Source organism: Streptomyces sudanensis, assembly GCF_023614315.1.
Classification (GTDB): Bacteria; Actinomycetota; Actinomycetes; order Streptomycetales; family Streptomycetaceae; genus Streptomyces; species Streptomyces sudanensis.
This window is the reverse complement of the sequence record NZ_CP095474.1, coordinates 4,589,329-4,602,449: the sequence shown is the minus strand read 5'-3', so window position 1 is coordinate 4,602,449 and position 13,121 is coordinate 4,589,329. Positions and strand designations below refer to the sequence as shown.

At 76.1% G+C, this 13,121-nt stretch carries 11 protein-coding genes and 1 pseudogene; 6 read left to right on the top strand and 6 right to left on the bottom strand.

The window, feature by feature from the left end; genetic code table 11:
- Positions 1 to 602 precede the first annotated feature (602 nt).
- The 5 genes from MW084_RS21310 (at position 603) to MW084_RS21285 (ending at position 5,233) form a co-directional block, all read left to right on the top strand.
- A complete protein-coding gene (locus tag MW084_RS21310) occupies positions 603 to 1,499 on the top strand; it encodes an STAS domain-containing protein (RefSeq protein ID WP_010468816.1) in 897 nt (298 codons plus the stop codon).
- The gene (locus tag MW084_RS21305; RefSeq protein WP_010468818.1) at positions 1,496 to 1,903 is read left to right on the top strand and encodes an STAS domain-containing protein; all 408 of its coding nucleotides are present in this window, start codon (positions 1,496 to 1,498) and stop codon (positions 1,901 to 1,903) included. The genes MW084_RS21310 and MW084_RS21305 overlap by 4 nt, the downstream gene beginning before the upstream one ends.
- On the top strand, positions 1,900 to 2,430 hold the full coding sequence (locus MW084_RS21300) for an anti-sigma regulatory factor (RefSeq protein ID WP_010468819.1): 531 nt from the start codon (positions 1,900 to 1,902) through the stop codon (positions 2,428 to 2,430). The genes MW084_RS21305 and MW084_RS21300 overlap by 4 nt, the downstream gene beginning before the upstream one ends.
- 1,292 nt (positions 2,431 to 3,722) lie before the next feature.
- On the top strand, positions 3,723 to 4,684 hold a 962-nt coding region (locus MW084_RS21290; RefSeq protein ID WP_275563742.1), incomplete at its 5' end, for a PP2C family protein-serine/threonine phosphatase.
- A 42-nt stretch (positions 4,685 to 4,726) separates the two neighbouring features.
- Entirely contained in the window at positions 4,727 to 5,233 is a 507-nt protein-coding gene (locus MW084_RS21285) for an ATP-binding protein (protein WP_010468825.1), read from the top strand.
- 38 nt (positions 5,234 to 5,271) lie between these two features.
- Here the strand turns inward: MW084_RS21285 and MW084_RS21280 are convergent, their stop codons facing one another.
- The 6 genes from MW084_RS21280 to fmt all read right to left on the bottom strand — a co-directional run bounded on the left by MW084_RS21280 (position 5,272) and on the right by fmt (position 12,309).
- Positions 5,272 to 6,123 carry an RNA polymerase sigma factor SigF gene (locus MW084_RS21280; RefSeq protein ID WP_010468826.1) on the bottom strand — a complete coding sequence of 284 codons (852 nt, stop codon included), beginning with the start codon at positions 6,121 to 6,123 and terminating at the stop codon, positions 5,272 to 5,274.
- Positions 6,124 to 6,290: 167 nt separating this feature from the next.
- A complete protein-coding gene (locus tag MW084_RS21275; RefSeq protein ID WP_010468827.1) occupies positions 6,291 to 7,733 on the bottom strand; it encodes a GuaB1 family IMP dehydrogenase-related protein in 1,443 nt (480 codons plus the stop codon).
- A 160-nt stretch (positions 7,734 to 7,893) separates the two neighbouring features.
- Positions 7,894 to 8,907, bottom strand: a complete 1,014-nt coding sequence (locus MW084_RS21270; RefSeq protein ID WP_010468828.1) for a sugar-binding transcriptional regulator — start codon at positions 8,905 to 8,907, stop codon at positions 7,894 to 7,896.
- Between the two features lie 118 nt (positions 8,908 to 9,025).
- A complete protein-coding gene (gene rpe / locus MW084_RS21265; RefSeq protein WP_010468829.1) occupies positions 9,026 to 9,709 on the bottom strand; it encodes a ribulose-phosphate 3-epimerase in 684 nt (227 codons plus the stop codon).
- A gap of 131 nt (positions 9,710 to 9,840) precedes the next feature.
- Positions 9,841 to 11,277, bottom strand: coding sequence for an RsmB/NOP family class I SAM-dependent RNA methyltransferase (locus MW084_RS21260; protein ID WP_010468830.1), 1,437 nt, complete (start codon positions 11,275 to 11,277; stop codon positions 9,841 to 9,843).
- A gap of 99 nt (positions 11,278 to 11,376) precedes the next feature.
- A complete protein-coding gene (gene fmt, locus MW084_RS21255; RefSeq protein WP_010468831.1) occupies positions 11,377 to 12,309 on the bottom strand; it encodes a methionyl-tRNA formyltransferase in 933 nt (310 codons plus the stop codon).
- Positions 12,310 to 12,576: 267 nt separating this feature from the next.
- Here fmt and MW084_RS21250 point away from each other — a divergent pair.
- Positions 12,577 to 12,977, top strand: a pseudogene (locus tag MW084_RS21250) (hypothetical protein); the annotation flags it as partial.
- Between the last annotated feature and the right edge of the window lie 144 nt (positions 12,978 to 13,121).

The following is a 13,121-nucleotide window of genomic DNA, read 5'->3' as shown; positions in this document are numbered from 1 at the left end:
TCGGGGCGGGGGGCTCGGCAGCCGGTGGGGCTACGCCTTGGTCGAGCACTGCGGGGGCTCCTTCATCGCTGCGGTCGAGGGTGCGGCGGGGACCGGCGGCGGTGTACGGGGAAGCCCGAGGGAAGGAGGGACCGCCGAGCCGGCGGACACCGCCACTCCGGGTACGGGCCCCGAGCCTACGGGGAGAGCTTCGCATTCTGAAATGCAGTGTTGTTGCGCATCCACGAAGGATCATTGCGCTCTTCGGGAACAGACGGGAGAACATTGCGCGCTGCCGCATGAATCGACACATTCGGGCGTTCGGCGGCGGCGGTCGCGGACGCGGTGCGCGCGCACGGCCTCGCCCCGGACCGCGGCGCCGGCCCCGGGTACGGCGACCGGGGGACGGACCGGCATGGGGACCGCGCGGAGGGGTAGGGGCGCACCGGAACGGCGCGGCGGCACGTGGCACGGTCCACGGCGGTTCGCGCTCGCGGCCACCGGACCCTACGATTCCGACCGCGTGGTACGAAGGCCTGGGAGCCCGGTCAAGTCCCGTGCGCCGGGGGCGTGTTCGCGGCGTGCGTCCGGGGCCTCCCCACCGTCGGATGCGAGAGGTACATGTGAACACCAGCGAATCGAGTGTGCGGGACCGGCTCTGCGAGGCCCTGCGCGACCGCGAGGAGGAGATCGCGGACCGCTGGGTCCGGCTCCAGCTGGAACAGGCCGTGCTCAGCACGGACATGAGCGAGCACGAGGTCCGCGAGGAGGCCGACCTGCTGATCTCCGCGCTGGCCGCCGGGCTGGCCAGCGACGTCCCCGTGGAGCGGCTGGTGGCCTCCCGCAACGACCTGCGGCGCACGGTGATAGAGCTCTCGCTGCGCCGCGCCCGCGCGGGAGCCTCGCCGACGGCGACCTCGCTCGCGGTGCTGTCGCTGAAGGAGGCGCTGCTGACGGCGGTCCAGCACACCACGCGCGACTCCGCGGAGCTGTTCTCCGCCGCGATCCTGATCAACCGGGTCCTCGACGCCGCGGGCGTGCTGTCCTTCGAGACGTACGTGGAGGGCCGCGAGGAGGTCATCCAGCGGCAGAGCCGGCAGCTCCTGGAGGTGTCCACGCCGGTGGTGCGGCTGTGGCGGCACGTGCTGGCGGTCCCGCTCATCGGGACGCTGGACACCGCGCGGACGCAGGTGGTCATGGAGAGCCTCCTCCAGGCGATCCAGGACAACGAGACGCAGGTCGCGATCATCGACATCACCGGTGTCTCCACCGTCGACACGGCGGTGGCCCAGCACCTGATGCACACCGTCAACGCGGTGCGGCTGATGGGCGCCGACTGCGTCATCAGCGGCATCCGCCCGCCCATCGCGCAGACCATCGCCCAGCTGGGCATCGACCTGTCGACGATCCTGACCCGGGCGACCCTGGCGGACGCCCTGGCCGCCGCCATCCGCCTCACCGACCAGCCCGCCGTCGGCGCCGGCCCGGCCGCCCCGCACGACCGGCCGGTGACTCCGTGACGCCGCCCCGCCCCACGGGCGTGCCCATCCTGCGGCTGGGCGACGTACTGGTGACCGGCCTGCTGAACGAGCTGGACGACGCCTCGGCGCTGGCCTTCACCGCCGAACTGACCGAACGCATCGCGGCGGACGGCGCACGCGGCGTGCTCATCGACATCTCCCGGCTGGAGGTCATCGACTCCTTCGTCGCGCGGACGCTCATGGAGCTGACCACCATGGCGCGCCTCCTGGGCGCGCGGGTCATCGTCGCCGGGATGCGCCCGGCCGTGGCGATCACCCTCGTCGAGCTCGGACTGCAGCTGACGGGCGTGGAGACGGCCCTCAACGCCGAGCAGGGGCTGACCGCCCTGGGGTGGCAGCGGATGCCGCACCCGGCCGGCCCTCCCGGGGAGGACCGGCCGTGACGCCGGGCGACGCCCCGGCGGCGGGCCCCCGGGTGGGACGGCCCCGGTCCCGGCCCGACGGCGGGTGGGCCGCCGCGCCGCTCCCGGACCCCGTCCCGGGGTACGCGGCGCCGGACGCCGGCGAGGGCCGGTGCCAGCGGTACGAGGTGCGGTCCGAGGAGGACCTGCTGACCGTCCGGCACGCGGTGCGGGCGGCCACCGTCGAGGCGGGGTTCGGGATCGTCGACCAGACCCGCGTCGTCACCGCCGCCAGCGAACTGGCGCGCAACGCCTACGTCCACGGCGGCGGCGGGACGCTGGAGGTGCGGCTGCTGGCCCCGGGAGGGCGGCGCGGCCTGCGGCTGACGGTCCGCGACGAGGGCCCCGGCATCCCGGACGTGGAGGCCGCGCTCCAGGACGGCTTCACCACCGGCAGCGGTCTGGGCCACGGCCTGGGCGGGGCCCGCAGGCTCATGCACGACTTCCAGGTCCGCACCGCCCCCGGCCGGGGCACGACGGTGGTGGTGACGCGGTGGAACGACCGGTGACCGTCCGCGTCGGCGTCCACGGCGGCGGCGACGGCGGCATCCGTCCGGCGGCCCGCGCGGCGCGCCGGACGGCCCTGGAACACGGGCTGTCCGGGGCGCTGCCGGAGCGGGCCGCCGAGTGCGCCGGCGAGCTGGCCCGCGTCCTCGCCCGGCACTTCGCGCGGAGCGCGGTGTACGTGCAGCCGCCGGCGCTGCGGCACGGGCTGGACATCGTCGCGGTCGGCGCGGACCCCGGCCCCGGGGACGGGCCGGACCCCGGCGGGCCGGGACGGTGGCCGGCCGGCGCGCACGTCGCGGGACCCCTGCCCGGCCTGGAGGCCGTACGGCACCTGGCCGACGACTTCGTGCTGCGGGCAGCGCCGGGGGGCGGGGCGGCGGTCTGCGCGCGGCTGCGCGCCCCCTTCCCCGGGCCGCCGGACGGCGCGCGGGAGGCCCTGCCGGACGTCGGCACGCTGCGGCTGCCCGTCGACGGCGAGTCGTCGTGCGGCGACGCCTGGGCCGTGGAGGTCGGGCCGGAGGACGGGACGGTGACCGCCGCGGTGGCGGACGGCCTGGGGCATGGCCCCGCCGCCGCCGAGGCCGCGGAACTCGCCGCACGGGTGTTCCGCCGCTCCCCCGGCCTGCCGCTGCCGCGGCTGATGGGCGCGCTGCACGAGGCGCTGCGGAGCACCCGCGGCGCGGCGGTGGGCCTGCTGCGCCGGGCGCCGGACGGCGTGGTCGAGCACTGCGCCGTCGGCAACGTGCGGGCGTACGTCGTCGGGCCCGAGGGCGTGCGGCACCGGTTCGGCGCGCAGCCCGGGGTCGTCGGCTGGAACATGCCGGACCCGGTCGCGCGGCGGCTGCCGGACGCGCGCGGCGGCACGCTGCTGCTGCACAGCGACGGCGTCGACGGCGGCTGGGCGCGGTCGCCCGAACCGCGGCTCACCCGCCTCCCCNCCCCNNTGCTCCCCGTCGTACTGGCCCACGAGTACCGGGCGGCGCGGGACGACGTCACCGCGCTGGCCGTGGCCCCGAACCCGGGAAACCCATGAGAGCCCAGTCCACTACCTGTCACTCGCTGGACGAACTGCGCGCGGCCCTGCGCCGCGCGGCGCACCGGGCCGGCGTCGCCCCGGACCTGCGCTCCCGGCTGGTGCTGTCGGCGAGCCGCCTCGCGGCGGCGGAGCTGGCCGCCGGGCGGGCCGTCTCGCTGGAGGTGGTACCGCCCCCGCGCGGGGCCGCGGCGGCCCTGACGGTGCGCCTGTCGCTGCCGGAGCGCGCGGAACCGCCCGCCTCCCTGGACGACCTCCCCNTGCCCGCCCTGCCCGAGCCCGCCGGGGCCGCCTGGACGGTCCCCCTGCCAAAGCCCGCGGCGGACGGCGGCGGCGACGCGCCGGACCCGGTGGCGCTGCTGGAGGAGGAGGCGGCCTTCCTCGCCGACCGCCTGGACCGCCTGGACCGCGAGCACCGGCGGCTCAAGGACGAGCTGGCCGAGACCAACAGCGGCGTCCTCGCCCTGTACGTGCAGCTGGAGGAGCGCGACGAGCAGCTGCGCAGGGCGCACGGCCGGATGCTGCGGCAGCTGGAGGACGCGCTGCGCCCGCCGCCGGTGGAGGTGCCCGGCCTGGAGATGGCGGTGCGCTACGAGCCGGCCGAGAGCCACGCGCCGACCGGCGGGGACCTGTACGACTGGTTCACGCTGCCCGACGGCACCGTGCACATCACCCTCGTGGACGCCCTCGGCCACGGCCTGACCAGCACCCGCGGCGCCCTCAACGTCACCCACGCCGTCCGCACCCTGGCGCTGGAGGGCCACGAGTTCGGGACGCTGGTCGCCCGGGCCGCCGACGCGCTGGCCGCCTTCGACCAGGAGCTGATGGCGACGGTGCAGGTGGTGCGCATCGACCCGCGCACGGGCGAGCTGTGCCTGGCGAACGGCAGCCACCCGCCGGCCCTGCTGGTGCGCCGGGACGGCACCACCCGGTTCCTGGAGGCGGCCGGCCGGGGCGTCGGCTTCCCGCTGCCCGGCAGCGAGGTGCTCCTGCGGGACCGGCTGGACCCCGGCGACCTGCTGGTGCTGTACACGGACGGGCTGACCGAGAGCCGCCGCGACCCGCAGGAGGGCGAGCAGCGCCTCGCGGAGGCGGCCCGGCGCCACCGGCACCTGCCCATGGCGGAGGTGCCCGGCGCCCTGGCGGAGGAGATGCACACCGTGATCCTCCATCCGGACGACACGGTGGCCCTGGTGGTCCGGCGTGCCCGTGAGGCGTACTGAAGTCGGTGGGGAGGGGTACGCGATGAGGGGAAGGAGGCGCTCGTGCTTGTTCTGGACTCACGTACCGTCGACAGCGCCGAGGTCAGGGACATCGTCACCGGCTTCGTCGCCGACCGCTGCCCCTGGGCGGACCTGACCGCCGTGCGTCTGGTGGTCACCGAGCTCCTGGCGAACGCGCTGCACCACACCGACGGCGGGTGGCGCCTGCGGCTGCGCGTCCGGGAGGAGCGGCTCGTCCTGGAGCTGGAGGACACCAGCCCCGTCCGGCCCTCCGCCCGCCGGCCCGACTTCGGCGGCGGCGGCGGCTTCGGCTGGCGACTGGTGCAGCAGCTCGCCGACCGGGTCGAGGTGCGCCCGGGGGCGGCGGGCAAGACCGTCCGTGCCGAGTGGCGGGCCCCGGCGGACCGGCGGGCGGACCGGTGGCGGACCTCGGCGGAACGGCGGACGGACACGGGCGGCGGCGAGAGAGAGTACCGCCGGCGGGCGCGTCCCGGCGTGTCGGAACCCGTACCGCACCTGGTGGACCGGGCGGGGGCCAGGGCCTCCTGAGGCCCGGCGCCGGCGCGGTCCTCCGCGGGCCGTGCCGGTCAGTTCTCGCCGAGCAGCCCTTCGCGCATCCGCGCCGTCATCCGCGTCAGGAGCCGCGACACGTGCATCTGCGACACGCCGAGCCGCCTGCCGATCTCCGCCTGGGTCAGCTCCTCGACGAACCGCATCCGCAGGATCGCCCGGTCCCGGTCGTCGAGCCGCTCCACGATCGGCTTGAGCGCCTGGACGTCCTCCGTCAGCCGCATGTCGCGGTCCTCCTCGCCGACCAGGTCCGCGAGGGTGGCCGACGCCGGCTCCCCCGAGTCGTCGAGCGGCATGTCCAGCGAGGCGGCCGTGTACCCGTTGGCCGCCACCAGCCCCTCGATCACCTCGTCCTCGCCGACGCCGAGGCGGTCGGCGAGCTCCGCGGCGGTCGGCGACCGGTCCAGCTCCTGGAAGAGCTCGTCGGTCGCCCGGGCGATGTCGATGCGCAGCTCCTGGAGGCGCCGGGGCACGTGGACCGACCAGCTCGTGTCCCGGAAGAACCGCTTGATCTCACCGATCACGCACGGCATGGCGAACGTCGCGAACTCGACCTCGCGGCTGAGTTCGAACCGGTCGATGGCCTTGATCAGCCCGATCGTGCCGACCTGGACGATGTCCTCCATCTGGTCGGCGCGGCTGCGGAACCGGGCGGCCGCGTACCTGACCAGCGACAGGTTCAGCTCGATCAGCGTGTTGCGGACGTACTGGTACTCCCCGGTCCCCTCCTCGAGGGCCGCGAGCCGCGCGAAGAACTGCTTCGAGAGCTCCTTGGCGTCCTGGGGGGCGACCCCGGTCGGGTCGGGGATCCGCGGCAGGGCCGCCGCGGCTGCCGTCGTCTCCGTCGGGGTCGTGGTCGCCGTGGGCACGTCACCCTCCCTTCGTCTCGGCATTGCCGGAGGCGCGCCTACCCCGTCGCGCGCCGGATACACCTGCCGTTTCCCCTCGTCCCCCGCCCGGCGCCGGTGAGCCCTGCGCGGGGACGGGGACGGGCCGCCCCGGCGCCTGCGCGGGGACGGCCCGTCGGCCCCGGGAGTCAGTTCCAGCTGGCGTGGAGCGGCTTGCCCTCGGCGTAGCCGGCGGCGCTCTGCACGCCGACGACGGCCTTGTCGGCGAACTCCTCCAGCGAGGCGGCACCCGCGTACGTGCAGGAGGAGCGGACGCCGGCGACGATCGAGTCGATCAGGTCCTCGACGCCCGGGCGGGCCGGGTCGAGGTACATCCGCGAGGTGGAGATGCCCTCCTCGAACAGCGCCTTGCGGGCCCGGTCGTAGGCGGACTCCTCGCTGGTGCGGTTGCGCACGGCGCGTGCGGAGGCCATGCCGAAGGACTCCTTGTACAGGCGGCCGTCGGCGTCCTGCTGGATGTCGCCGGGCGACTCGTACGTCCCGGCGAACCAGGAGCCGATCATGACGTTGGACGCGCCGGCGGCGAGTGCCATGGCCACGTCGCGGGGGTGCCGGACGCCGCCGTCGGCCCAGACGTGCCTGCCGTACTTCCGCGCCTCGGCGGCGCACTCCAGGACGGCGGAGAACTGCGGGCGGCCGACGCCGGTCATCATGCGGGTGGTGCACATGGCGCCGGGCCCGACGCCGACCTTGACGATGTCCGCGCCCGCCTCGACGAGGTCGCGGACGCCCTCGGCGGCGACGACGTTGCCCGCGACGACCGGTACCCGCGGGTCGAGGCCGCGGACCGTGCGGATCGCGTTGATCATCGACTCCTGGTGGCCGTGGGCCGTGTCGATGACGAGCGTGTCGATCCCGGCGTCCAGGAGCTGCTTGGCCTTGCCCGCCACGTCGCCGTTGATGCCGACGGCGGCGGCGATCCGCAGCCGGCCGCGGTCGTCCACGGCGGGCTTGTACAGCGTGGCGCGCAGGGCGCCCTTGCGGGTGAGGATGCCCGCGAGGCGGCCCTCGGCGTCGACGGCGGGCGCGTAGCGCCGGTTGTGGTGGTCGAGGGTGCCGAACGCCTCGGTGGGGTCGATGTCCGCGTCGAGGAGCAGCAGGTCCCTCGACATGACCTCGGCCAGCCGGGTGAAGCGGTCGACGCCGGTCAGGTCCCGGTCGGTGACGACGCCGACGGGCCGGTGCCCGGCGTCCACGACGACGCCGGCGTTGTGCGCCCGCTTGGTGATCAGCGACAGCGCGTCGGCGACGGTCTGGGCGGGGTCGAGGACGATCGGCGTGTCGAGGACGCGGTGGCGGCCCTTGACCCAGGAGACGACGTCGGCGACGACGTCGATCGGGATGTCCTGGGGGATGACGACCAGGCCGCCTCGGCGGGCGACCGTCTCGGCCATGCGGCGGCCCGCGACGGCGGTCATGTTGGCCACGACCAGCGGGACGGTGGTCCCGGTGCCGTCGGGGGCGGCGAGGTCGACGTCCTGGCGGGAGCCCACGGCCGAGCGGTTGGGCACCATGAACACGTCGTCGTACGTCAGGTCGTACGGCGGCTTGAGGTCGTTGAGGAAACGCACGTGCTGAACATCCCAGTCGTTCGGAGCCGGCCCCGGGCATCTCAGCCGGGGCGAAAACGCACGTACTTCATCCTCCCACGCCGGCGCGCGCTCACCCCTGGGCGGAACCTCCGGACCGGGCGGGGCGCCGTGGTGGCTTCCTCCGATCGGGCGGGCCGGTTCAGCGGTCCGGGTCGAAGCGCTCCAGCGCGGGCCGCGGACCCGGCTCGGACTCGGTCAGCAGGTAGTCGGCGGCGGCGGTGTCCGTGACGAGGCTGGTCACCAGCCCGGAGCGGAGCACGGCGCCGATGGCCGCGGCCTTGCGGGCGCCGCCCGCGATGGCGACGACCTCCGGGATGCGGCGCAGCCGGTCGGCCTCGACGGTGATGCAGCGCTCGCCGAGGTCGCGTCCGACGCGGCGGCCGGAGGAGTCGAAGAGGTGGGCGGACATCTCCGCGGCGACGCCGAGGGACGCGTAGTGGGCGCGCTCCTCGTCGCTGAGCATGTCGTGGACGGTGGACACGCCCGGCTCCCAGGACCCGATGGACACCGCGGCGACGGTGACCTTGTCGAAGTACTCGAAGGCCCGGGCGATGCCGGTCTGGTGGCGCAGCGCGGCGGCGGTGGCCGGGTCGGGCAGCAGCATCGGCGCGTAGATGGGGTGCGCCTCGCCGCCGGAGACCTGGGCGGCGCGGCGGACGGCCTCGACCGAGCCGCGCTCGGCGGTCCCCGCGTCGTACACGCCGGTCAGCTGGACGACCGTGCACGGCGGAAGCCGGTCGAGGGCGGCGGCCATGTGGATGGTGGACCGGCCCCAGGCCAGCCCGAGGACGTCGCCCTCCGCCACCAGCTCGCCGAGCAGGTCGGCCGCGACCTCGCCGAGGTTCTCCGGGTCGGGCGACTCCTCCTCGCTCTCGGCCGGGGACTCGACGACGACGGCGTGGCGCAGGCCGTAGCGGGCCCGCAGCGCGTCGGACCGCTCCGCGTCCAGCTCCGCCGGCACGCGGATCTCGATCCGCACGAGGTCCCTCTCCAGGGCCGTCTCCAGGACGCGGGCGACCTTGAAGCGGCTGACGCCGAACTCCTCGGCGATCTGGATCTTGGACTTCCCCTCGAGGTAGAAGCGGCGGGCCATGGCCGCCGCCTGCACCAGCTCCGCGGGTCCCATCCGCAGGGCCGGACGTCCCGCCGACATCGCAGACACCGCGCTCTCCTTACTGCCGTTCGCACTCCGGACGGCCATCCTTGCAGATCCGGTGAGCCCTGATCAGTCCCGTCGGTTCGCGTTCATCTCCCGGTGGCCCGCAGGTGGCTCAGTGTCCGCATGCCCAGGTGGCGGAGGCGGTCGCCCGGTCGGCCTTGTCGCGCAGCATCCGCACGGCCCCGGCCGGGTCGTCGGCCCCGTACACGGCGGAACCCGCGACGAAGACGTCCGCGCCGGCCTCGGCGCAGCGCTCGATCGTGTCCGCGGAGACCCCGCCGTCGACCTGGAGCCACAGTTCCAGGCCGTGCCTGGAGATCAGCTGCCGGGCGCGGCGGATCTTCGGCAGGACGACGTCGAGGAACGCCTGTCCGCCGAACCCCGGCTCGACGGTCATGATCAGCAGCATGTCCAGCTCGGGCAGCAGGTCCTCGAACGGCTCGACGGGCGTGGCGGGCCTGAGCGCCATGGAGGCGCGCGCGCCCTTGGCCCGGATCTCCCGCGCCAGCCGCACCGGCGCGGCGGCGGCCTCCACGTGGAACGTGACCGATCCGGCGCCGGCCTCCACGTACTGCGGGGCCCAGCGGTCGGGGTCCTCGATCATGAGGTGGCAGTCCAGCGGCGTGCCGGTCGCCCGGGCGAGCGATTCGACGACCGGCACGCCCAGCGTGAGGTTGGGCACGAAGTGGTTGTCCATGACGTCCACGTGGAGCCAGTCGGCGCCTTCGACGGCCCGGGCCTCCTCGGCGAGGCGGGCGAAGTCGGCGGACAGGATGCTGGGGTTGATCTGGGCCATGCGCCAAGACTGCCATGCGCGGGGGCCGTTCCTCCGCCCCGGTCCCCGAAGCGGCTCCGCCGGGGGCCGGGGCGGCCCGCCGCGGGGGGCTTCCGCCCCCGCGCCTCCGTCCGGCCCGCGGGACGGACCGGTCAGGCGGTGCGGCGGAGCAGGGCCAGGTACATGGCGTCGGTGCCGTGCAGGTGGGGCCAGAGCTGCACGTCGGGGCCGTCGCCGAGCGCGGGGACGCCGGGCATCAGGGGACGCGCGTCGATCCACTCGGCGGCCGTGTCCTGCGCCCCCCCGTGCCCCTTGAGCACGTCGTCCACGACGGCGCGGGTCTCGGCGAGGTGCGGCGAGCAGGTCGCGTACCCGACGACACCGCCGACCCGTACGGCCTTCAGCGCCTCGGCGAGCAGGGACCGCTGGAGCGGCGCGAAGCCCTCCAGGTCCTCGGGCCGGCGCCGCCAGCGCGCCTCGGGGCGGCGCCGCAGGGCGCCCAGGCCGGAGCAGGGCACGTCGACGAGGACCCGGTCGAACGAGCCGGGGCGCCACGGCGGGCGGGTGCCGTCGGCGGTGACGACCTCGTACGGGCCGGGGTTCCCGGCCAGGGCCCGCCGGACCAGCCGGGCGCGGTGGGGCTGCTTCTCGGCGGCGAGGAGGGCGGCGCCGCGCCGGGCCGCGAGCGCCCCCAGCAGGGCGGCCTTGCCGCCGGGGCCGGCGCAGCCGTCGAGCCAGCGCGCGTCGGGGCCGTCGAGCGGGGCGTCGGCCAGGGCGAGGGCGACGAGCTGGCTGCCCTCGTCCTGGACGCCCGCGCGGCCCTCCCGGACGGCGTCGATGGCGCCCGGCTCACCGCCCTCGGCGAGCCGCACCGCGTACGGCGACCAGCGGCCCGGCTCTCCGGCGCCCTCGCCGAGGACGTCCAGCAGTTCGGCGGGGGTGGCGCGGCCGGGGCGGGCGACGAGGGTGACCTCGGGGCGCTCGTTGTCGGCGCGCAGGAGGTCCTCGATGCCGGCGCGGCCGCCGCCGAGGGCGTCCCACAGGGCGGAGACGACCCAGCGGGGGTGCGCGTGCACGACGGCGAGGTGGTCCTCGGGGTCCTCGTCGTAGGGCGGGGCGACCTTCTCCAGCCAGCCGTCGAGGTCGTGCTCGGCGATCCGGCGCAGGACGGCGTTGACGAACCTGGCCCGCCCGTCGCCGAGGACGACGCGCGCCAGCTCGACGGTGGCGGACACGGCGGCATGCGTGGGGATGCGGGTGCCGAGCAGCTGGTGGGCGCCGAGCGTCAGCACGTCGAGCACCGGCGGGTCGACCTCGCGCAGCGGCCGGTCGACGCAGGCGGCGACGACCGCGTCGTACGTGCCCTGCCGGCGCAGGGTGCCGTACACGAGCTCGGTCGCGAGCGCGGCGTCCCGCGCGTCGAAGCCGTCCCGCTCGCGGGCCTTCTTCAGCAGCGGCGGCAGCACGAGGTTCGCGTACGCGTCCCGTTCGTCCACGGCGCGCAGCGCCTCGAAGGCCAGGAGGCGCGCCGGGTCCTTCCGGGGGCGCCGGTGCGGCCTGGGGGGACGGCGACGGTCTTGCTCGCTCAAAAGGTGCTCCGCTTCCACAGGGGTCCAACCCCGCCAGGGTAGTCCCCCGCCCGTGGACGCCGCCCGCGCGGACCGGCCCCCGGATGCCCGGCGCGGGCGTCAGGCCCCGAGGCGCTCGCCGGGCGCGATGCGGACGCCGCGGGCCCAGTCGGCCGCGCGCATCGGCTTCTTGCCCTGGGCCTGGACCCAGACCAGCTCCACCGCGTGGGAGCCGGTGCCGACGTGCACGGTGTTCCTGCCGGCCGCCAGCTCGCCGGGGGCCAGGTCCGTGCGGTCCGGCGCGGGCGCCGCCTGGACGATCTTCAGGCGCTCGCCGCGGAACAGGGTCCACGCCCCGGGGGCGGGCGTGCAGCCCCGCACCACGCGGTCCACGCGGAGCGCCGGCGCGGCCCAGTCCACACGGGCGTCCTCGACGGTGATCTTCGGGGCGAGGGTGACGCCCTCCGCGGGCTGCGGCACCGCCTGGAGGGTGCCGTCCTCGATGCCGTCCATCGTCGCCGCGAGCAGCCCGGCGCCCGCGAGGGCGAGCCGGGTGAGCAGGTCGCCGCTGGTGTCGGAGGGGCGGACCTCCTCGGTGACGACGCCGTAGACGGGGCCCGAGTCGAGGCCCTCCTCGATCAGGAAGGTCGACGCCCCGGTCACCTCGTCCCCGGCCATCAGCGCGTGCTGGACGGGTGCGGCGCCGCGCCACGCGGGCAGCAGCGAGAAGTGGAGGTTCACCCAGCCGCGGGCCGGGATGTCCAGCGCCGCCTTCGGCAGCAGCGCGCCGTACGCGACGACGGGGCAGCAGTCCGGCGCGATCGCGCGGAGCCGGTCGAGGAACTCCCCGTCGCGCGGGCTCGCGGGCTTGAGGACCTCGACGCCCGCCTCGGCGGCCCGCTCCGCGACGGGGCTCGCGACCAGGCGCCGGCCCCGTCCGGCCGGGGCGTCGGGCCGTGTGACGACGGCGGCCACCTCGTGCCGGCCGGAGGCGAGCAGGGCGTCCAGGGCGGGGACGGCGACCTCGGGTGTGCCTGCGAAGACGAGCTTCACTCCGTGTTACCTCGCTTGTTCGTGGGATGCGCCGGGGTCGGGGCGGGAGGCGCCCGCCGGGCCGGGCCGCGGGGCGGTCGGGCAGCGCACCAGTCTAGGGCCCGGCCCCCCGGGGCGTACGCGTGCCCGCACGCCCCGCGCACATGCGGATACGCCTCCGCCGCGTGACCCCGGCCACGGTGGCGCGTTGTCAAAGGAGATTGACCGAACGGGGCTGCCCTCGGGTGCGGCCCGTTTCTTTCCGACGCCGGTTCGAGAGGCTTGTAGATGGCCGACCACGCAACCCACGACGCCCAGGCCCGGGCGAGCCTGCACCTGCTGGTGCGGGACATCGAGCGGGTCCGCCGACAGGTGGACGCCCTGCGCACCCTCACCGCCCAGTTGGGCAATGTCTACCGCCCGCGTCGCTCCGGCCCGTCGACGGGCTTCGTCGTCTACGGCAGGGCCCCGGCCCCCACCGTCCGGCTCGCGCAGGAGCTGCGCGACAGCGTCGAGTCCCTGGTCACCGCGGCCGTCGACTTCGACCGCTCGCTCGGCTTCTCGTGGGACGCGGTCGGTTCGGCCCTGGGCGTCACCAAGCAGGCCGTGCACCGCCGCTACGGGGCGCGCCGCGCCGGGACCCGTCCCCCGGCCGCCCGGCCCCCGGTCGCGGCGGAGCGCCCGGGGCANGCCNCGCCGGTCCCGGCGGCCCGGCCCCCGGCGCCGCAGCAGGCGGCGCCGGCGCTCGGGGACCGGCACCACCGGGAGGAGGTCCGCCCGAGCGCCTTCCCCTCCCCGCGGGGCGGCTGACCTCCTCGCCCCTCCGCGACCGC